Here is an 18,498-nt window from a genome sequence, read left to right on the forward strand (position 1 = left end):
CCCCGTGATCATGTTCTTGATGTAGTCCGCGTGCCCCGGACAGTCGATGTGCGCGTAGTGCCGCTTGGCCGTCTCGTACTCCACGTGCGCCACCGCAATCGTGATCCCCCGCTCCCGCTCCTCCGGCGCGTTGTCGATCGAGCCGTACTCCCGCACCGCAATCTGCTTGTTCTTCGTGTGCAGCACCTTCGTGATCGCCGCCGTCAGCGTCGTCTTGCCGTGGTCGATGTGCCCGATCGTCCCGATGTTCACGTGCGGCTTCGTCCGCTCGTACTTCGCCTTCGCCATGCTCAGCGACCTCCGTTGACCGCGGCGCCCCCGAATAGGGTGGAGCCCATGTCCGGGATTGAACCGGAGACCTCGTCCTTACCAAGGACGCGCTCTGCCGACTGAGCTACATGGGCACCGATCACAGGAACGACTTCGTCATCGGCTCGCTCGCGAGAGTCTTCATTGGCTCGCCTCGGACGCGCGGGACTCTCAGGCTTCGCTCGCCTCGGGCGCAGGGGCCCCGGCCCCTGGCCGCCCCGCGGCTCGCCCAGCAGCCCGCGGCCATCCTGTGGCTCGCAGAACATGGAGCGGGAAACGGGATTCGAACCCGCGACCCCCAGCTTGGAAGGCTGGCGCTCTACCGCTGAGCTATTCCCGCCCTCGTCTCCCCGGCCGTCCGCGCAAGTGGTGGGGAGGGGAGGATTTGAACCCCCGAAGGCGTACGCCAGCAGATTTACAGTCTGCCCCCTTTGGCCACTTGGGTACCTCCCCGGACCTGCCGGCACGTGTATGCGAACCCCTTGGAAACGCTGGCGCTGGCGGGAGGACTTGAACCCCCGACCCACTGCTTACAAGGCAGTTGCTCTGCCCCTGAGCTACGCCAGCACAGACAAAACTTCACTTTAGTTTCCGGCTGTTGATAAGTCAAGGATTTTTCAGTCAATGAGCCTTGGGCTCCGCCTGGCGCTGGCGGGTGACCTCGTAACAGAGAACCGCCCCGGCGGCGGAAACGTTCAGTGAGCCGACACGCCCGAACATGGGAACAGTCACCAGGACGTCGCACGTCCGCGCGACGAGTGGCCTCAACCCCTCGCCCTCGCTGCCGAGGACCAGGCAGATCGGTCCCTTCAGGTCGGCGTTCCAGGGGGGAACGCCGTCGCTCACTGCGGCCCCATAGATCCAAATGCCTGATTTTTTAAGAGTCTCGAGCGCGCTCACGAGGTTGGCCTCCCGCGCCACGGCAACCGTCTCGAGCGCTCCCATGGCGGTCCGGGCTGCAGCGTCCGTGAGGCCGACCTGGCGGTGCTTCGGGACGATGACCCCGTGGACCCCGAACCCATCGGCCGTTCTCAGGAGCGCGCCCAGGTTGCGGGGATCCTGGATCTGGTCCAGCGCCAGGAAGAAGGCGGCCTCGCCCCGCTCCTCGGGGATCTGCAGCAGCGCGGCGAGGTCGACGTACTCCGCCGACGCCACCCTGGCCACCACCCCCTGGTGATCGGGCGAGCCGGCCATCGCCGTGAGCTGATCGCGCGTGCGGTAGGAAACCTTCGCGCCCGCCCGGCGTGCCAGCGCCACCACCTCGGCCAGCGGCCCGCGCGCGCCGGCCAGCACCGCCACCTCGTCCGCGCGCCGGGCGCGGCTACGGAGCAGCACGAGCACGGGGTTGCGACCGTAGGCCACGCCCTCGCTCATATCCGCTCCCACTTCACGCGCGGGCCGGTCGGCGTGTCCTCCACGGTGGCGCCGAGCTTCCGAAGCGCCTCGCGTAGCTCATCGGCTCGTTTCCAGTCTCGCTGGCTCCGGGCCTGTTCCCGCTCGGCGACCAGGGGGTCGGCCAGCGCGGCGAGGGCGGGCGACGGGGCGACCCCCTCGGCCGGGCGCTGAAAGAGTCCGAGGGCAGAGCCCAGTCTGGCCAGGAGACGGACTCCATTCGCGAACGCGTCCGCGCCTTTCCCCCCCGGGCCGACCGCTTCTCGATGCCGGTACAGCTCACGACTCAAATCGAACAGGGCGGCCAGGGCTTCGGGCGTGTTGAAGTCATCGTCCATCGCATCCGTGAACCCTTCGACGCACGGATGAGCCCGTCTGATGAGTTCGCCATCCCCGATGGCGGCCAGCCAAGCCTCCGTGTGCCCCGGCTCGAGCGCGTTGGGGTACCAGCCACCGATGCCGGGCGCCGGCAGACGTTCCCCCTCGATGATGAGCCCTCGGAGTCGTTCGAGCCCCCGCGCGCTTTCGCGCACGCGTTCCTCGGCGAACTCCATGGGGTTACGATAGTGAGCACCGAGTAGCCACAGGCGCAGCGCGTCGGAGTCGTGGCGCTTCACGAGCTCCCTGATGGTCAGGATGTTGCCGAGGGACTTCGACATCTTCTCGGCGCCGAGGTTCACGAACCCGTTGTGGATCCAGTACCGCGCGAACGGCTGGCCCGTGGCCGCCTCGGACTGGGCGATCTCGCACTCGTGGTGGGGGAACATGAGGTCCTCGCCGCCACCGTGGATGTCGAAGGACTGGCCGAGGTACCGCATAGACATGGCCGAGCACTCGATGTGCCAGCCCGGCCGCCCATCGCCCCAGGGGCTCGGCCAGGACGGCTCGCCGGGCTTGGCCGATTTCCAGAGCGCGAAGTCGCGGGGATCACGCTTGCGCTCGTCCACCTCGACCCGGGCGCCGGCCAGCAGCTCGTCCAGGTTCTTGCCACTGAGGCGCCCGTAGCGGGGGAACCGGCGGATCTGGAAGTAGATGTCGCCGTCCACCACGTAGGCGAAGCCGCCGGCGAGCAGCCGCTCGATCAGCGCGATCATCTCGGGGATGTGCTCGGTCGCCTTGGGCTCGATGTCGGCGCGGAGGACGCCCATCGCCGCCATATCCTGGTAGAACTCGGCGATGTAGCGCTCCGACAGCTCCGACGGCGACACCCCCTCCTCCTGGGCGCGCTTGATGATCTTGTCGTCCACGTCCGTGAAGTTCTTGACGAACGTGACGCGATAGCCCTTGAAGGCGAGATAGCGGCGGATCACGTCGAAGACGATGGCGCTCCGGGCGTGCCCGACGTGGGAGACGTCGTAGACGGTCACCCCGCAGACGTACATCCGCACCTCGTTCGGCGTCAGCGGGACGAGCTCCTCCTTGGTGCGCGTCAGCGTGTTGTAGATCTTCACCGGCCCTCCGCGGCGATCCCCGGCGCTCACTCGCCCACCTCGACGGAGACGACGGCCATGGCGGCGATGCCCTCGCGGCGGCCCACGACACCGAGGCCCTCCGGGCTCTTGGCCTTGACGCTGACGACGTCGACGGGGACCGCCAGCGCGTCGGCCAGTCGCTTGGCCATCTCGGAGAGGTACGGGGCCAGGCGCGGCGCCTGGGCGAGCACGGTGGCGTCGACGTTCACCAGCCGGCCACCCCGCCCCCGCACCAGCTCCATCACGCGCTCCAGCAGCACGAGGCTGGAGACGCCGCCGTACTGCGGATCGGTGTCCGGGAAGTGGCGCCCGAGATCGCCCAGCGCCAGAGCGCCCAGCAGCGCCTCCCCCACCGCGTGGGCGAGCACGTCGGCATCGGAGTGCCCGCGCAGGCCGACCTCGGAGGGGACGGTCACGCCCCCCAGGACCAGGGCCCGGTCGCGCGCCAGGGGGTGCAGATCGAAGCCGAATCCCACGCGGTTCACGTCCGCACCCACGCGCGCGCGCGCCGGAGGTCGGCCGGCGTCGTGATCTTCACGTTCGTCTCACTGCCCGGGACGACGCACACCGCATGCCCCAGGCGCTCGACCAGCATGGCGTCGTCCGTGCCCACGACCCCGTCCCGCTGCGCCTTCTCGTGCGCCTCGCGCAGGAGCGCCGCCCGGAAGGCCTGCGGGGTCTGCACGGCCCAGAGCTGTGAGCGGTCGAGCGTTCCCTCGGCGAATCCCCCGCGCACGCGCTTCACGGTCTCGGCGATCGGCAGGGCGCAGACGGCGGCGCCGTGGAGGCGCGCGGCGCGCAGCACGGCGTCGACGAGCCGGCGCGTGATGAACGGGCGGACCGCATCGTGGACCACGACCATTTCGGCATCGGCCGGCGTGGCCTGAAGGGCGCGCCACACCGACTCCTGCCGGGTGGCCCCGCCCGCGACCACCGCCACCCGCCGCCCCAGGCGCGCCAGGAGTCGCGCCGCCCGCCCGGTCTGGGCGTTCGGGGCCGCGACGACGACCGCTTGCACGGCCGGGTGGCGCGCGAAGTGCCGCACGGTGGCGACGAGGATGGGGACGTCCCCGAGTCTGAGGAACTGCTTGGGCGTGCGACGGCCGAGCCGCGTCCCCACCCCGCCCGCGGGAACGACCACCGCCACGCTACGCACCGCGGTGCCCCGAACCCGGCTCGTCCTCGCGGAGCCGCGTGAAGATCATCCGGCCGGCCGTCGTCTGGAGCACGCTCGTCACGGTGACGTCGACGGTCTGGCCCAGGTACTTCTTGCCCTGATCGATGACGATCATCGTGCCGTCGTCCAGGTAGGCCACGCCCTGCCCGGCCTCCCGGCCCTCGCGCAGCACGTGGACGTGCAGCAGCTCGCCCGGCAGCACGACGGGCTTGAGCGCGTTGGCCAGCTCGTTGATGTTGAGGACGGCCACGCCGGAGAGCTCCGCCATCTTGTTTAGGTTGTAGTCGTTCGTCAGCACCTTGCCGGCCAGCGTCTTGCCTACCTCGATGAGCTTGCGGTCGACTTCCTTGACGTGGGGAAAGTCCAGCTCGGTGATCTCCACCTTGACCTTCGTATTGCGCTGCAGCCGCTGCAGGACGTCGAAGCCGCGCTTGCCGCGGTTCCGCCGGAGGGGGTCCGACGAGTCGGCGATCTGCTGCAACTCGCGCAGGACGAACTGCGGGACCACCAGGACGCCGTCGATGAAGCCGGTCTCGCAGAGGTCCGCGATGCGGCCGTCGATGATGACGGAGGTGTCGAGGATCTTGCTGAGCTCGCTCCGCCGCGTCGTCCCCGGGAAGAGCACCGCCGAGACCGGCTCGAGATCGGCCCGCCGGCGCAGCGCCGTCGCCGCGCCCAGGTAAGCACCGAGCAGCGCCGGCAGCCCCATCCCGGCCATGCCCGCGTTCGGAATCAGCGAGGCCGCGGCCGCCCCTACCGCCAGCCCGGCGATGAGCCCGAAGAAGCCGCCGACGGTCCCCCAGAAGAGCCGCTCCACGGGCACCCCCACGGCGCGCGTTTCCAGCCACACCGCGAGGCCGCCGAGCACGCCACCTCCCAGCGCGCCGGCCGGTACCGGGATTTCCAGCGCCGGCGCCAGCTCGGCGCCCGCCCAGGCCGCCAGCGCGACGACGGCCGTCCGGATGGCCGCCAGCGTCACCGCCTCACCTCAGGAGGGCGTCCAGGGCCGCCTGCACCGTGGCCACCCCGTGGGTCTGGAGCGGCAGCCGAGGACCATCGATCAGGTTGCTCTGGGGCACCACCGCCTCGGAGAACCCGAGCTGCGCGGCCTCGCTCAGCCGCGCCACGAGCCCGGTCACCGCCCGCACCTCCCCCGTCAGCCCCACTTCGCCCACGACCACGACATCGCCGCGCACCGGGCGATCCATATAGCTCGACGCCGCGGCCACGACGACGCCGAGGTCCGCCGCCGGCTCGACGACGCGCCCGCCGCCCGCCACGTTGACGAAGACGTCCTGACTGCCCAGCGGGACGCCCGCCCGCCTTTCCAGGACCGCCAGGAGGAGGCAGACGCGGTTGTAATCGGCGCCGAGCACGGTCCGGCGAGGGGTGCCGAACGAGGCGGGCGCGACCAGCGCCTGCAGCTCGAGGAGCAGCGCCCGCGTGCCCTCCAGGCCGGCGACGATCACCGAGCCCGGCGCGTCCTGGGGCCGCTCGGCGAGGAAGAAGCCGGACGGGTTCTTCACTTCCACCAGGCCCCGGTCGGCCATCTGGAAGACCCCGATCTCGTTGGTGGAGCCGAAGCGATTCTTCACGGCGCGGAGCACCCGGTAGGCGTGGTGCTGCTCGCCCTCGAAGTACAGCACCGTGTCCACGAGATGCTCGAGGACGCGCGGTCCTGCCAGCGCGCCTTCCTTGGTGACGTGACCGACGAGAAACGTGGCCATGTCGCGCCCCTTGGCAAGCGTCATCAGGCGCGCGCCGCACTCGCGCACCTGCGCCACGCTGCCGGGGGCCGATTCGAGCTCGGGCAGGAACACCGTCTGGATCGAGTCGATGACGAGCGACCGAGGCTTGACGGTGTCCAGCTCGGCCTGCACCTGGGCCAGATCGTTCTCCGCCCAGAGGAGCAGCCCATCGCCCCCGATCCCCAGCCGCTCGGCGCGGAGCTTCACCTGGGCGGCCGACTCTTCGGCCGAGACGTAGAGCACCGGCGGCGCCGTCGCCGCCAGGGCCCGGGCCGCCTGCAACAGCAATGTGCTCTTGCCGATGCCCGGGTCGCCGCCGATCAGCACCAGGGATCCCGGCACGACGCCGCCGCCCAGTACGCGGTCCAGCTCGCCGATCCCGGTGTGAACGCGGTCGGTGCGCTCCATCGCGATCTCGCGCAGCGGGCGCGGCCGGCTCGGCGGCAGCGCCGCCCGCCGCCCGGCGAACGGGGGCGCCACGCGCTCCTCGACCAGCGTCACCAGCTCGCCGGTGGCGCGCTTGCAGTCCGGGCAGGTGCCGGGCTTCGGGCTCGCGAAGCCGCACTGCTGGCAGCGCCAGACGTTCCGCTCCTTCAATCCTTCACTCCTTCTTGTCCTTGTTGTCCTTGCCCAGGCCGCGGATGAGCGACCGGAGCAGGAAGCTGCGCTGGGTGCCGTCGAGAATGTTCACGAGCCGCTCGTAGAGGGTGGGGTCCGCGATGAGGGCTCCGAGCGTTCCCTCCCCCTCGTTGATCTTCTCCGTGATGGACTTCAGATTCGCGACCGCCACGCGGAGATCCTCCACCGCCAGCCGGAGGCCGCCGTCGTCGGACGAGTCGCGCACCAGGCTCCCCAGCGTCCCCCGGCCGCCGGCGATCCGGTCGGAGACGTCGCGGAAGTTCCGGGCCACGACCCGCAGGTCCTCGAGCACCGCTTTGTAGGCGGGGTCGAAGAGCAACGCCGGCAGCAGACCGTCCTCGGCTCCCCGGCCCTCGACTCCCTTGCGCTCGGCAAGCTGGCCGAGCCGGTCCATCGCCGCCACGAACTTCTTGGCGGCCTCGGTGCTCCGGGCGGAGGTCAGCACGCCCACCGCCCCCTCGCCGCGCTCGACCCGGTCCAGCAGCGCCTGCGTCGTCGCCAGCAGCTCGGCGAGCCGCTTGAGCGCCACCGGCTCCTCGTAGATGAGCGCGTGCGCCCACCCGCGGCCCTTCTCGACCTCGGTGGTGATCCGGGCCAGCTGGTCGGTCGCGCGACGGGCCGAGGAGGTCGCCGCGGCGACGTCGTCGATGATCTTCGCCTGGTTGAAGGCCTCCGCGGTTTTCCGGAGACTCTCGGCCAGCGCGGAGACGTTCCGGACGACCTGACCGGTCTCGCCGATCATGTGGCCGAGGTCTGTTGGATCGCGCGCGGCGAGCGTCTCGCCCGGCTGCACGACGGGCGCCGACCCCGTCCCCACCGTGATCTCGATGATCTTGTCGCCGAGCAACCCCTGCGTCTCGATGCGCGCCACCGAATCGCGGCGGACGCGATCCGCGTACTGCCTGGTGATGCTGAGGTCCACGCGCACCTTTCCCCCGGGCTGGCCGGGCAGGTGCACGCCGGTCACGCGGCCGATCTGCACGCCGGCCAGGCGCACCGTCGCGCCTTCGGTCAGCCCGCCCACCTCGGTGAACTCGGCGTGGACCGTGTAGCGCGCCTCGAACAGACGGGCGCGGGCGCCGAGCGCGTAGATCATCCCCAGAAATGCCGCCAGCGCCACCAGGACGAACACGCCCACCCGGAGTTTCATCCCCCACTCTCGCTGCTGCTCGTTCATACGCTCACCTCGCCTCGCCGGCCAGAAACGCCTGCACGGCGGGGTCGCTCGAGCCGAGCACGGCGTTGAGCGGCCCCGCCACGGCAAACCGCCCGTCGATCAGGATCGCCACCCGGTCGGCGACGGTTCTCGTCAGCTCGAAATCGTGGGTGACGACGATCGCAGTGTCGCACACGCCGACGTGCACCTGGGAGATCAACGCGCTCACCAGCTTGGCGTTGGTGGGGTCGAGGCCGGTGGTGGGCTCGTCGAAGAGCATGACCTCGGGCTGGTTGACCAGGGCCCGCGCGATCCCCACCCGCTTCCGCATCCCGCCCGACAGCTCGGCCGGCAGCAGTGTCAGCACGTCCCCGTTCAATCCGACCTGGGAGAGGAAGTGCACGACGCGCTCCCTGATCGAGGCTTCGTCCAGGCTCGTATGCTCCCGCAGCGCGTAGGCCACGTTCTCGTACACCGTCAGCGAGTCGAAGAGCGCCGCGCCCTGGAACACGTAGCCCATCCGCTTGCGGAGCGGGAGCAGCTCCTCCTCCGCCAGGTGCTCGATGTTCCGCCCGAACAGGCGGATCTGCCCGCGGTCCGGCCGCAGGAGACCCGCGATCAGGCGGAGCAGCACCGTCTTGCCGGAGCCGCTGCCGCCCATCACCACGAAGGTCTCCCCCCTGGCCAGCGCCAGCGACACGCCTCGGAGGACGTCCCCGGCGTCGAACGCCTTCCAGACCTCGATCACCTCGACGAGCGGCTCGTCCACGCGACCCTCACCAGAACAGGATCAGGAACAGCTTGGTCAGGAAGAAGTCGGAAATGATCACGCCCATGGTGACGTGCACGACGGTCGCGGTGGTGGCCCGGCCCAGCCCCTCGGTGCCGCCCTCGGTGGAGAGCCCGTTGTAGCAGCCGATCAACGTCACGATGGCCCCGAAGACGACGCTCTTGCCGATACCCATGAGGAAGTCCTTGGGCACGACCCAGTACGTGGTGGCGTTCCAGTAGGCCCACATGTCGGCGCCCCGCTCCAGGAACATGATCACCATGCCCCCCACCACGCCCAGCACGTCGGCCAGCACGGTGAGGAGGGGGAAAACGACGAGCGCGGCCAGCATGCGGGGGACGATGAGCCGTTTGACGTAGTTGACGCCGAGCGTCCGCAGCGCGTCGATCTGCTCCGTGACCTTCATGGAGCCCAGCTCCGCGGTGATGCCGGAGGCCACCTTGCCGCCGACCAGAATCGCCGTCAGCACGGGGCCCAGCTCCCGGAGGATCGCCAGGGCCACCAGGGGACCCACATAGTTTTCGGCGCCGAATCGGGCCATGTTGACCGCGCTCTGCAGTGCGAACACCATGCCGGTGAAGACCGCGGCCGTCAGGGCCACGCCGAGGGACCGGACACCCATGATTTCGATCTCGCGGACCACGTGCTGGAAATACGCCGGCGGCAGGGCCAGGTTGCGCATCACGCTGCCGCTCAGCAGCCCGAGGCCGCCGTACCACATCGCCGTCCGTCTCAGGTATGCGTCCATCCGCCTACTCCGTGAAAAAGCTGGCGACGAACCGGTCGAAGTCGCCTCGCCAGTCCCCGAAGGTCTCGGCCGGGGCGGCATAGATCAGGTCGTACACGCACCGCGCATCCGTGACCGTCAGGGTCTCGATCTTGAGCCGCGGCCCCTCCGTCTCCCCCCGGGCCTCCACGATCGTGCGCGTGCCCTGGCGCCCGTCGACCGACACCTCGCCGCGCTCGATGACGGTGCGCTCCCGCAGCCCCACCAGCAGCCGCCGCGTGAGGAGTCCGGCCGGCCGGCGCGCCGCCGCGCCGTCGCAGGCGGCGTTGACCAGCATGCCGGCGTCCCCGCCGCGATGCCTCAGCTCCAGGTCGGCGCGGCTCCGCTCCACCACGGCCCAGTCCGGGCCCGGCACCGTCACCCGGTATCCCTTCGACGAGTGAAACACGCCGTGGTCGACGCGTCGACCGGCGCATCCCGCCGCCAGCGCGAGCGTGGCGATCGCCCCCACGAAGCCGGCCAGCACCACGCCCGGACGCCGCGCGCTCACCCGTCCGTCACGCGTGGGGCGTTGTGCGGGCCTGGTGCCGCCGCGCCAGCTCCTTGAGGACGTCGCGCAGCAGAATGCCGCGCGCGCCGAGCAGGACGATCGTGTGGAACCACAGGTCCGCCACCTCTTCGACGACACGCCGGTCACCCTCGCCGCCCAGCGCGGCCGTGATGACCTCGCTGGCTTCCTCACCGATCTTGCGGGCGATCGCGGCTTCTCCCTTGGCCAGCAAGCCGGCCACATAGGAGCCGGCCGGAGGCGCCGTCTGGCGCGCCTGCACCACGCGCTCGAGCCGCTCGAGCATGTTGGCCCCCGCCGTCCCGCCCTGCACCGCCGTGAAGAAGCACGTGCGGTTGCCGGTGTGGCAGGCCACGCCGTCCTGATGCACCTGGACCAGCAGCGTGTCGCCGTCGCAGTCGGCGTAGACGGCCTGGACGTGCTGGGCATGGCCCGAGGTCTCGCCCTTGCGCCACGGCCCGCCGCGTGAGCGGGACCAGAAATGGGTGAGGCCGGTAGCGAGGGTGGCGTCGAGCGCCGGCCGGTCCATCCAGGCGACCATGAGCACCTCCCCCGTGTCCGCCTCCTGGACAACCGCCGGGATGAGACCGCGCTCGTCGAACTTCAGATCGTCGCGCGTCATGGCTGAAGGCGCACCTCGACGCCTCGATCGCGCAGATAGGCCTTGGCCTCCGCGATCGTGTGGATGCCGAAATGGAAGATGGACGCGGCCAGGGCGGCGTCGGCGCCCCCCTCCACCAGCCCTTCCCGGAGGTGCTCGAGGGAGCCGGCGCCGCCCGAGGCGATCACGGGGACGTCCACCGCCTGGGCCACGGCCCGCGTCAGCTCGAGATCGTAGCCGTCCTTGGTGCCGTCGCGGTCCATGCTCGTCAACAGGATTTCTCCGGCCCCCAGACGCACGGCCTCGCCCGCCCACTGGAGCGCGTCGCGCCCGGCCGGTCGTCGCCCCCCGTGCGTGTAGACGCCCCAGCACGGCGTCGAGGCTTCCCGCCGCGCGTCGATGGCGACCACGATGCACTGGCTGCCGAAGCGCTCGGCGGCCTCCCGGATCAGCGCGGGGCGCTCGAGGGCCGCCGTGTTGAGCGAGATCTTGTCGGCGCCGGCGCGCAGTAGCTGGCGCACGTCGTCGATCCCGCGGATGCCGCCGCCCACGGTGAGGGGCATGTAGATCCCCTCCGCCGTCCGCGCGACCACGTCGAGCATGATCTTCCGATTCTCGTGGGAGGCGGTGATGTCCAGGAAGACCAGCTCGTCGGCGCCCTGGGCGTCGTAGGCCAGGGCGGCCGCCACCGGATCGCCGGCATCCGTCAAGTTGACGAAGCGCACGCCCTTGACCACACGCCCGTCCTTGACGTCGAGGCAGGGGATGACGCGCTTGGCCAGCATCAGCCGCTCACCGTGGTCACCGCTGCCTGGGCGTCGCCCAGGTCGATGGCGCCCGTGTAGAGCGCGCGGCCCACCACGGCGCCGATCACGCCGCGGATGGCGGCCAGGCGCCTGAGGTCCTCGATGGTGCCCACGCCTCCCGAGGCCAGCACCGGGATCCCCATCGTCCGCGCCAGCATCGTGGTGTCTTCGAGGTTCGGGCCCCGCTCGGTGCCGTCCCGGCTGACGTCGGTGTAGAGGATGGCCGCCGCCCCGGCCTCGCGCGCCCGCTTGGCCGCGTCGGCCACGGTCTCCGGCACGACGTCCGTCCAGCCCTTGATCGCGACCTGCTGCCCGCGGCCGTCGACGGCCACGATGATCCGGTCGGAGAAGGCGCGGCACACCTCGGCCAGGAACGGCGGATCCAGCACCGCGCGCGTGCCCACCACCGCCCAGCGCGCCCCCGTCTCGAGCGCCGCCTCGATCGCCGCCGCGTCGCGCAGGCCGCCGCCCACCTCCACGGCCACCGGCGCGACCTCGGCGACGAGCTTGGCGATGAGGGCCGCGTGGCGGGGGGCGCCGGTGAAGGCCCCGTCCAGGTCGACGACGTGGAGCCGGGCCGCGCCCAGGTCGGCCCAGTGCCTGGCCATGGCCACCGGATCGTCAGAGAAGACCGTCTCCTGATCGGCGCGGCCCTGGCGCAGGCGGACGCACCGCCCGTGGCGGATGTCGACGGCGGGGATGACGATCATCCCCCGCCCTTGACGAGCGCCGCGAAGTTCTCGAGCAGCCGGAGCCCCCAGCGCTGGCTCTTTTCCGGGTGGAACTGGGTCGCATGGATCCGTCCCCGCTCGATGGCGGCGGCGAACCTGGCGCCGTACTCGCACCACGCCGTGGGCACCGAACCGGCGCTCTCGGCGACCACCGGATAATAGGAGTGCACGAAGTAGAAGTGGGCACCGTCCGGGATGTCGGCAAACAACTGGAGCCGGCCCCCGTGCTCGACGCGGTTCCATCCCATGTGGGGGACCTTCCGGCCGGGGGGGAACCGCCGCACGACGCCGGGGATGACGTCGAGCCCCCGTCCCTGGCCGAACTCCTCGCTCGTCGAGAAGAGCAGCTGGTAGCCCAGGCAGATGCCCAGGAACGGTCGCCGCCCGTCAAGCGCCCGCCGCAGCGCCGCCATGAGGCCGAGCCGCTCGAGGTTGGCCATGGCGTCGTGGAAGGCTCCATCACCCGGCAGCACCACCGCCTCCGCCTCGTCGACGAAGCCTGGATCCTGCGTGATCAGGGCCGGGATGCCGACCCGCTCGAACGCCTTCTCGACGGACCCGAGGTTACCGCGCCCGTAGTCGATGACGGCGATCACAGGCTCCCCTTGGTCGAGGGAACGACGCCGGCGATCCGCGGGTTGAGCCGGGTCGCCTCCGCCAGGGCCCGCCCGACCGCCTTGAAGACCGCCTCGGTGATGTGATGCAGATTGTGGCCGTACTGCATCGTGACGTGCAGCGTGATCTCCGCGTTGAAGGCGAACGCGCGAAAGAACTCCGGGAGCATGTCCAGGTCGAAGTTCGACACCCGGGTGCGCGCCACCGGCACGTTGAAGACGAGGTAGGGGCGGCCGGAGACGTCGACGGACGCCGAAATCAGCGCCTCGTCCATGGGAACGAACGCGGTACCGTAGCGGGCGATCCCCTTCTTGTCGCCGAGCGCCTCGCGCAGCGCCTGGCCCAGGACGATCCCGACATCCTCCACGGTGTGGTGGATGTCCACCTCGACGTCGCCGCTGGCCTCGACCCCGAGGTCCATGAGCCCGTGCTTCGACCACGCCTCCAGCATGTGGCTGAAGAACGGGATCGGTGTCCTGACCTTGGACGCGCCGGTCCCGTCCAGGTTCAGGTGCAGCGTGACCTCGGTCTCCTTGGTCTTCCGCTCGACGCGCGCCTGCCGGACCAGCGGCTCGGGGCTCATGCGGTGTCTCCCTTTGCGCGGACCTCCGCCGCGGCCCGGTGGCCGCCGAGGCCCTCGATATCGGTCAGCGTCCTCAGATGCGGCAGGGCCGCCGCCAGGCCCGCGCGCGAGTATTCGATGATGCTCGACCGCTTGACGAAGTCCTCGGCGCCGAGCGGCGAGGAGAAGCGCGCGGTGCCGCCCGTGGGCAGCACGTGGCTCGGCCCCGCCACGTAATCGCCCACGACTTCGGGCGTCTGGCCGCCGACGAACACCGCGCCCGCGTGCCGCACGCGCGGCAGCAGCGCCTGGGGCACCCGCACCAGCAGCTCGAGGTGCTCGGGCGCCAGCCGATTGGCCAGCTCGACGGCCTGGTCGAGCGAGGCCACGACGATCAGCGCCCCGTTCGCCGCCAGGGCCTCGGCGGCGATCGCCCGCCGCGGCAGCCGCGCCAGCTGGCGCTCGAGCGCGACGCCGATGCCCGGCAGCAGATCGGGCGTATCGGTGATGAGCACGGCGCGGGCCATCGGGTCGTGCTCGGCCTGGGCCAGCAGGTCGGCGGCGACTTCCTCCGGATCGGCGCCGGCGTCGGCCACGACCACGACCTCGCTCGGTCCGGCCACCATGTCGATGCCCACCTCGCCGAAGACGCGGCTCTTGGCCAGGGCCACGTAGATGTTGCCCGGGCCCACGATCTTGTCGACGCGACGAATGGTCGCGGTGCCGTAGGCGAGCGCCGCGATCGCCTGGGCGCCGCCGATCCGATAGCCCTCGGTGACGCCGGCGATCCGCGCGGCCGCCAGCACCGTCTCGTTCACGCGCCCTTCCGGCCCCGGCGGCGTCGCCAGCACGATCTCCGGCACGCCCGCCACCCGCGCGGGAACGGCCGTCATCAGCACCGTGGACGGATAGGCCGCGCGCCCGCCGGGCACGTAGATGCCCACGCGCTCGATGGGGCGCACCTCCTGGCCGAGGACGGAGCCGTGCTCGTCGGTGACGCGCCAGGACTTGGGCAGCGCCGCCGCGTGGTAGCGCTCGATCCGCTCGGCGGCGTACACCAGCGCCGCCCGAGCCGCCGGCGACACCGCCCGTTCGGCGGCCTCGAACTCCCCGCGGGGGATCGCCAGCGCCGCTGCGGCGGGGGCGGAGAAGCCGTCGAAGCGCGCCGTCAGCTCCAGCAGTGCGGCATCCCCCCGCGCTCGCACCGCGTCCACGATGCCCTCGACGGCGCGCTGGATCTCGGGGGCCACGCGGGCGGGAGGGCGCGCCAAGGCGCCGGCCACGCGCTCGACGCCGAGGCTCCGCGCGTCCAGGGTCCGGATCATCGGCCCACCTTCGTCGTGCGGGCGCGCATCTCCTCGATCAGCCTCGTGACCGCCGCGTGCTCCGTCTTCATCGAGGCGCGGTTGACGATGACCCGCGCCGTCGAGCGGGCGATCTCCGCGACCTCGACCAGTCCGTTGACCCGCAGCGTCTCCCCCGACTGCACGAGGTCGACGATGCGCTCGGCGAGCCCGACCAGCGGCGCCAGCTCGATGGAGCCGTCGAGGCGCACGATCTCGACCTGGATGCCGCGCTCGGAGAAGTAGCGCTCGGCCATCCGGGGATACTTGGTGGCCACCCGCACCCACGACCACTTGGCGGGATCGTCGCGTTCCCAGAGCTCCCGCGGCTCGGCGACCACCAGCCGGCAGAAGCCGAACCCCAGGTCGAGCGGCTCGTACACGTCCGGCTCCTGCTCGAGCAGGATGTCCCGGCCGACGATCCCGAGGTCCGCCGCGCCGTAGGTCACGTAGGCCGGGATGTCCGCCGGCTTGAGGAACAGCAGCCGCAGTCCCCGACGCGCGTCGTTGAAGATGAGCCGGCGGGATTCCGCGTCCACCCCGTCCACCCCGAGTTCCCGCAGCAGCTCGAGGGCGCCGTCCAGCAGCCGGCCCTTGGGCAGCGCGAGCGTCAGTCGCTCCTTCATGCGCGCCGCTCGATCCGCGCGCCCAGCCCCGCCAGCTTGGCCTCCAGCCGCTCGTAGCCCCGGTCGAGGTGGTACACGCGCGAGATCTCGGTGCGTCCGCGCGCGGCGAGCCCGGCCAGCACGAGCGCCGCGGAGGCGCGGAGGTCCGAGGCCATGACCAGCGCGCCCTGGTAGAACGGCACTCCGCGGATGATGGCGGTCGAGCCCTCGGTCTCGATTGAGGCGCCCATCCGGACGAGCTCGGCCGCGTGCATGAACCGGTTCTCGAAGATCGTCTCGGTCACGCGCGACTGGCCGTCGGCCAGGCCCAGCAGGGTCATGAGCTGCGCCTGCATGTCCGTGGGGAAGCCGGGAAACGGGCTCGTGGTGACGTCGGCCGGCCGCGGCCGCTCGGGCCCGCGCACGCGCACCTGGCCGGGTCCGACCTCGAGCGCCACCCCGCACTCCTCGAGCTTCGCCAGCACCGCTGAGACGTGATCGGGGACGAGACCGGTGACGGTGACGTCGCCCCCCGTGATCGCCCCGGCCACGATGACGGTGCCCGCCTCGATCCGATCGGGCACGATCGTGTGGGTGGCGCCGCCCAGGTCGGCGACACCCTCGATCTCGATCCGCACCGTCCCCGCCCCGTGGATGCGGGCGCCCATGGTGTTGAGGAGATCCCCGAGGTCGACCACCTCCGGCTCGCGGGCCGCGTTCTCGATGACCGTCGTCCCCTGGGCGAGGGCGGCGGCCATCATGAGGTTCTCGGTACCGGTGACCGTGACCAGATCCGTCGCGATGCGCGCCCCCTTGAGGCGGCTGGCCCGCGCCACCACGTAACCATTCTCGATCGTGATCTCGGCCCCCAGCCGGGTCAGTCCCTTGAGGTGCTGGTCGATCGGCCGAGGGCCGATGGCGCATCCACCCGGCAGCGCGACCCGCGCCGTGCCGTGGCGCGCGACCAGCGGCCCCAGCACCAGCACCGAGGCGCGCATCGTGGAGACCAGCTCGTAGGGCGCGACTTCGTTCGTGACCCGCTCCACCCGGGCGCCCACCCGGCCCCCGGCGCGGTCGACCGCCGCCCCCAGCGTCTCCAGCAGCCGGATCATCGTCTTCACGTCCTGCAGGTCGGGCACGTTCGTCAAGACCAGCGGCTCGGCGGTGAGCAGAGCAGCGGTGAGCGCGGGCAGGGCGGCATTCTTCGCGGCGCTCACCGCGACCGACCCCCTGAGGGGCACACCGCCCTCGATCACGAGCCTGGCGGGCATCAGGCGGTCTCCGAATTCGTCTCCGCGGACGTGCGGGCGGCCACGAAGCGCTCGATGCCGGCGAGGTCGCGCCGCACCGTCACCTGCGCGAGCCCCGCGGCCCGGGCCAGCGCGCTCACCTCGGCCGCCTGAGCGCCACCGGCCGTCTCGAGCACGAGCGCACCCGAAGGCCTCAGCGCTCGCCTGGCCTCGGCGACGAGCCGCCGAAGGTCCCGCAAGCCGTCGGCCCCGCCATCCAGCGCCGCCCGCGGCTCGTGATCCCTCACCTCCGGCATCAGCTCGGCCAGGAGATCGGTGGGGAGGTAGGGCGGATTCGACACGATCAGATCGGCCTTCGCGGAGCCGATCGCCGCGAGGAGGTCGCCGGCGACAGGCCGAACGCGCTCCTGGAGGCCGAGCCGACGGGCGTTGCTGCGGGCGAGCACGAGGGCGGCCAGCGACGTGTCGGTCGCGATGAGATCGACGTCCGGCCGCTCGTGGGCGAGAGCGCAGGCGATGCAGCCCGAGCCCGTGCCGACGTCGACCACCAGCGGTCGCCGGCGGGGCGCGGGCGGCGGCAGCAGCGTGACCGCCCATTCGACGAGCATCTCCGTCTCCGGACGCGGGACGAGCACCGCCGGCGTCAGGACGAACCGGAGCCCCCGGAACTCCTCCCAGCCGAGGATCCGCTGGAGCGGCTCGCGCCGGGCACGCCGGCTCACCGCATGGTCGAAGCGTGTCGCCAGCCCCTCCTCCAGCTCGTGGGCGAGCGCCGGATAGAGGTCGAAGCGGCGCACCCCGAGCACACCGGCGAGCAGCCACTCCGCGTCGACGCCCGCCATCCCGATGCCGGCCTCCGCCAGCCGCGCGATCGCCGCGTCGAGGAGCTCCCGTCCCCTCACCCTGGTCGCCGGGGGCATCAGTGAGCCACCCGCTCCAGGCGCTCGGCCTGCTCGGCCGCGGCCAGCGCCTCGATCAGCTCGTCCAGATCGCCATCCAGAACCGCCGGGAGCCGGTGGAGCGTGAGACCGATGCGGTGGTCGGTGACGCGCGCCTGCGGAAAGTTGTAGGTCCGGATGCGCTCGCTCCGCTCCCCCGTGCCCACCTGGCTGCGCCGATCCGCCGCGATGGCCGCCTGCTGCTCCTGCTGCGCGCGCTCGAGCAGCCGCGCCTTGAGCACCCGCAGCGCCTTGGCGCGGTTCTTGAGCTGCGAACGCTCGTCCTGGCAGGTGACGACCAGCCCCGTCGGCAGGTGCGTGATACGCACCGCCGAGTCGGTCGTGTTGACTCCCTGCCCGCCGGGGCCGGACGAGCGATAGACGTCCACCTTCAGGTCCCTTTCATCGACTTTCACGTCGACGTCCTCGGCCTCGAGCAGCACGGCGACCGTCACGGTGGAGGTGTGGATGCGCCCGGCGGACTCGGTGACGGGGACGCGCTGCACGCGGTGGACGCCGCGCTCGAACTTCAGCCGGCTCCAGGCGCCGCGTCCCTGGACGAAGAGGATGATCTCCTTGTAGCCACCGACGCCGGTCGCGCTGGCGTCCATCACCTCGACCTTCCAGCGCTGCCGCTCAGCGTACTTCGTGTACATGCGGGCCAGGTCCGCGGCGAAGAGCGCGGCCTCGTCGCCGCCCGCGCCCGCGCGGATCTCCACGAACACGTTCTTGTCGTCACTGGGGTCGCGGGGGACGAGCAGGCGCTTCAGCTCCGCCTCCAGCACGGCCTCCTTGGCGGACAGCTCCTGGATCTCCCCCTGGGCCAGCTCCTGGAGCTCGCGATCGCCGCCCTCGGCGAGGATGCGCCGGGCCTCGCCGAGCCGCTTGAGAACCTCCCGGTATTCGCGGAAGCGCTCCACGATCTCCAGGGTCTCGGCGTGCTCTTTGCGGAGACGGGCGAACTCGGCGGGCTGAGTGTAGATTCGGGGATCGGCCAGGGCCCGGGCCAGCCCCTCCGAGCGCTCCTCGATCTGCCGCAACTTGTCAAACAGCATCGTGGATCACCCGG

The 18,498-nt window shown here is 71.4% G+C and carries 21 protein-coding genes and 4 tRNA genes; all 25 read right to left on the minus strand.

The genetic code is table 11. The features are described 5' to 3' along the window. Positions 1 to 288, minus strand: a 288-nt coding sequence (locus tag VGV13_21590) for a GTP-binding protein (GenBank protein HEV8643676.1), incomplete at its 3' end; no start/stop codon positions are given. Positions 289 to 328: 40 nt separating this feature from the next. Continuing rightward, positions 329 to 404 (minus strand) — tRNA-Thr (locus VGV13_21595). Between the two features lie 170 nt (positions 405 to 574). Continuing rightward, positions 575 to 649, minus strand: a tRNA-Gly gene (locus tag VGV13_21600). A 27-nt stretch (positions 650 to 676) separates the two neighbouring features. Beyond that, a tRNA-Tyr gene (locus VGV13_21605) sits at positions 677 to 762 on the minus strand. Positions 763 to 801: 39 nt separating this feature from the next. Beyond that, positions 802 to 876 (minus strand) — tRNA-Thr (locus VGV13_21610). Positions 877 to 930: 54 nt separating this feature from the next. Further along, positions 931 to 1,683, minus strand: coding sequence for a 23S rRNA (guanosine(2251)-2'-O)-methyltransferase RlmB (gene rlmB / locus VGV13_21615; protein ID HEV8643677.1), 753 nt, complete (start codon positions 1,681 to 1,683; stop codon positions 931 to 933). Further along, positions 1,680 to 3,152 carry a cysteine--tRNA ligase gene (cysS, locus tag VGV13_21620; protein HEV8643678.1) on the minus strand — a complete coding sequence of 491 codons (1,473 nt, stop codon included), beginning with the start codon at positions 3,150 to 3,152 and terminating at the stop codon, positions 1,680 to 1,682. The genes rlmB and cysS overlap by 4 nt, the downstream gene beginning before the upstream one ends. 26 nt (positions 3,153 to 3,178) lie before the next feature. Further along, positions 3,179 to 3,658 carry a 2-C-methyl-D-erythritol 2,4-cyclodiphosphate synthase gene (gene ispF / locus VGV13_21625; protein ID HEV8643679.1) on the minus strand — a complete coding sequence of 160 codons (480 nt, stop codon included), beginning with the start codon at positions 3,656 to 3,658 and terminating at the stop codon, positions 3,179 to 3,181. Next, positions 3,655 to 4,320 (minus strand): 2-C-methyl-D-erythritol 4-phosphate cytidylyltransferase, encoded by a 666-nt coding sequence (gene ispD / locus VGV13_21630; GenBank protein HEV8643680.1) that lies wholly within the window; start codon positions 4,318 to 4,320, stop codon positions 3,655 to 3,657. The genes ispF and ispD overlap by 4 nt, the downstream gene beginning before the upstream one ends. A 1-nt stretch (position 4,321) precedes the next feature. After that, positions 4,322 to 5,329, minus strand: coding sequence for a TRAM domain-containing protein (locus VGV13_21635; GenBank protein ID HEV8643681.1), 1,008 nt, complete (start codon positions 5,327 to 5,329; stop codon positions 4,322 to 4,324). 4 nt (positions 5,330 to 5,333) lie between these two features. Beyond that, a complete protein-coding gene (gene radA / locus VGV13_21640; GenBank protein ID HEV8643682.1) occupies positions 5,334 to 6,695 on the minus strand; it encodes a DNA repair protein RadA in 1,362 nt (453 codons plus the stop codon). A gap of 4 nt (positions 6,696 to 6,699) precedes the next feature. Next, entirely contained in the window at positions 6,700 to 7,887 is a 1,188-nt protein-coding gene (locus VGV13_21645) for an MlaD family protein (GenBank protein ID HEV8643683.1), read from the minus strand. Between the two features lie 31 nt (positions 7,888 to 7,918). Beyond that, a complete protein-coding gene (locus tag VGV13_21650) occupies positions 7,919 to 8,662 on the minus strand; it encodes an ATP-binding cassette domain-containing protein (protein ID HEV8643684.1) in 744 nt (247 codons plus the stop codon). 7 nt (positions 8,663 to 8,669) lie between these two features. Further along, complete coding sequence (locus tag VGV13_21655; GenBank protein ID HEV8643685.1) at positions 8,670 to 9,431, minus strand: ABC transporter permease; 762 nt, start codon at positions 9,429 to 9,431, stop codon at positions 8,670 to 8,672. 4 nt (positions 9,432 to 9,435) lie between these two features. Next, a complete protein-coding gene (locus VGV13_21660; protein HEV8643686.1) occupies positions 9,436 to 9,960 on the minus strand; it encodes a hypothetical protein in 525 nt (174 codons plus the stop codon). Positions 9,961 to 9,967: 7 nt separating this feature from the next. Then, positions 9,968 to 10,600 carry a bifunctional phosphoribosyl-AMP cyclohydrolase/phosphoribosyl-ATP diphosphatase HisIE gene (gene hisIE / locus VGV13_21665; protein HEV8643687.1) on the minus strand — a complete coding sequence of 211 codons (633 nt, stop codon included), beginning with the start codon at positions 10,598 to 10,600 and terminating at the stop codon, positions 9,968 to 9,970. Then, positions 10,597 to 11,364: an imidazole glycerol phosphate synthase subunit HisF gene (hisF, locus tag VGV13_21670; protein ID HEV8643688.1), complete on the minus strand. Its 768-nt coding sequence runs from the start codon at positions 11,362 to 11,364 to the stop codon at positions 10,597 to 10,599. Before hisF ends, hisIE begins: the two co-directional genes overlap by 4 nt. Continuing rightward, a complete protein-coding gene (gene hisA, locus VGV13_21675; GenBank protein ID HEV8643689.1) occupies positions 11,364 to 12,095 on the minus strand; it encodes a 1-(5-phosphoribosyl)-5-[(5-phosphoribosylamino)methylideneamino]imidazole-4-carboxamide isomerase in 732 nt (243 codons plus the stop codon). Before hisA ends, hisF begins: the two co-directional genes overlap by 1 nt. Continuing rightward, positions 12,092 to 12,712 (minus strand): imidazole glycerol phosphate synthase subunit HisH, encoded by a 621-nt coding sequence (hisH, locus tag VGV13_21680; protein ID HEV8643690.1) that lies wholly within the window; start codon positions 12,710 to 12,712, stop codon positions 12,092 to 12,094. The genes hisA and hisH overlap by 4 nt, the downstream gene beginning before the upstream one ends. Continuing rightward, positions 12,709 to 13,299: an imidazoleglycerol-phosphate dehydratase HisB gene (gene hisB, locus VGV13_21685; protein ID HEV8643691.1), complete on the minus strand. Its 591-nt coding sequence runs from the start codon at positions 13,297 to 13,299 to the stop codon at positions 12,709 to 12,711. Before hisB ends, hisH begins: the two co-directional genes overlap by 4 nt. A gap of 11 nt (positions 13,300 to 13,310) precedes the next feature. After that, positions 13,311 to 14,618, minus strand: coding sequence for a histidinol dehydrogenase (hisD, locus tag VGV13_21690; protein ID HEV8643692.1), 1,308 nt, complete (start codon positions 14,616 to 14,618; stop codon positions 13,311 to 13,313). Continuing rightward, positions 14,615 to 15,262 carry an ATP phosphoribosyltransferase gene (gene hisG, locus VGV13_21695; protein ID HEV8643693.1) on the minus strand — a complete coding sequence of 216 codons (648 nt, stop codon included), beginning with the start codon at positions 15,260 to 15,262 and terminating at the stop codon, positions 14,615 to 14,617. The genes hisD and hisG overlap by 4 nt, the downstream gene beginning before the upstream one ends. Then, a complete protein-coding gene (murA, locus tag VGV13_21700) occupies positions 15,259 to 16,512 on the minus strand; it encodes a UDP-N-acetylglucosamine 1-carboxyvinyltransferase (protein HEV8643694.1) in 1,254 nt (417 codons plus the stop codon). The genes hisG and murA overlap by 4 nt, the downstream gene beginning before the upstream one ends. Then, positions 16,512 to 17,411, minus strand: coding sequence for a peptide chain release factor N(5)-glutamine methyltransferase (gene prmC, locus VGV13_21705; GenBank protein ID HEV8643695.1), 900 nt, complete (start codon positions 17,409 to 17,411; stop codon positions 16,512 to 16,514). Before prmC ends, murA begins: the two co-directional genes overlap by 1 nt. Continuing rightward, complete coding sequence (prfA, locus tag VGV13_21710; protein ID HEV8643696.1) at positions 17,411 to 18,481, minus strand: peptide chain release factor 1; 1,071 nt, start codon at positions 18,479 to 18,481, stop codon at positions 17,411 to 17,413. The genes prmC and prfA overlap by 1 nt, the downstream gene beginning before the upstream one ends. Positions 18,482 to 18,498 lie beyond the last annotated feature (17 nt).

The sequence above is a fragment of the Candidatus Methylomirabilota bacterium genome, assembly GCA_036001065.1.
In the GTDB taxonomy this organism is placed as follows: Bacteria; Methylomirabilota; Methylomirabilia; order Rokubacteriales; family CSP1-6; genus MNEF01.

Excerpts from the sequence above, each read along its gene's own strand:
- rlmB (HEV8643677.1), bottom strand. The coding sequence starts at position 1,683 with ATGAGCGAGGGCGTGGCCTACGGTCGCAACCCCGTGCTCGTGCTGCTC.
- VGV13_21645 (HEV8643683.1), bottom strand. The coding sequence starts at position 7,887 with ATGAAACTCCGGGTGGGCGTGTTCGTCCTGGTGGCGCTGGCGGCATTT.
- VGV13_21655 (HEV8643685.1), bottom strand. The coding sequence starts at position 9,431 with ATGGACGCATACCTGAGACGGACGGCGATGTGGTACGGCGGCCTCGGG.
- hisIE (HEV8643687.1), bottom strand. The coding sequence starts at position 10,600 with ATGACGCGCGACGATCTGAAGTTCGACGAGCGCGGTCTCATCCCGGCG.
- hisF (HEV8643688.1), bottom strand. The coding sequence starts at position 11,364 with ATGCTGGCCAAGCGCGTCATCCCCTGCCTCGACGTCAAGGACGGGCGT.
- hisA (HEV8643689.1), bottom strand. The coding sequence starts at position 12,095 with ATGATCGTCATCCCCGCCGTCGACATCCGCCACGGGCGGTGCGTCCGC.
- hisD (HEV8643692.1), bottom strand. The coding sequence starts at position 14,618 with ATGATCCGGACCCTGGACGCGCGGAGCCTCGGCGTCGAGCGCGTGGCC.
- hisG (HEV8643693.1), bottom strand. The coding sequence starts at position 15,262 with ATGAAGGAGCGACTGACGCTCGCGCTGCCCAAGGGCCGGCTGCTGGAC.
- murA (HEV8643694.1), bottom strand. The coding sequence starts at position 16,512 with ATGCCCGCCAGGCTCGTGATCGAGGGCGGTGTGCCCCTCAGGGGGTCG.
- prmC (HEV8643695.1), bottom strand. The coding sequence starts at position 17,411 with ATGCCCCCGGCGACCAGGGTGAGGGGACGGGAGCTCCTCGACGCGGCG.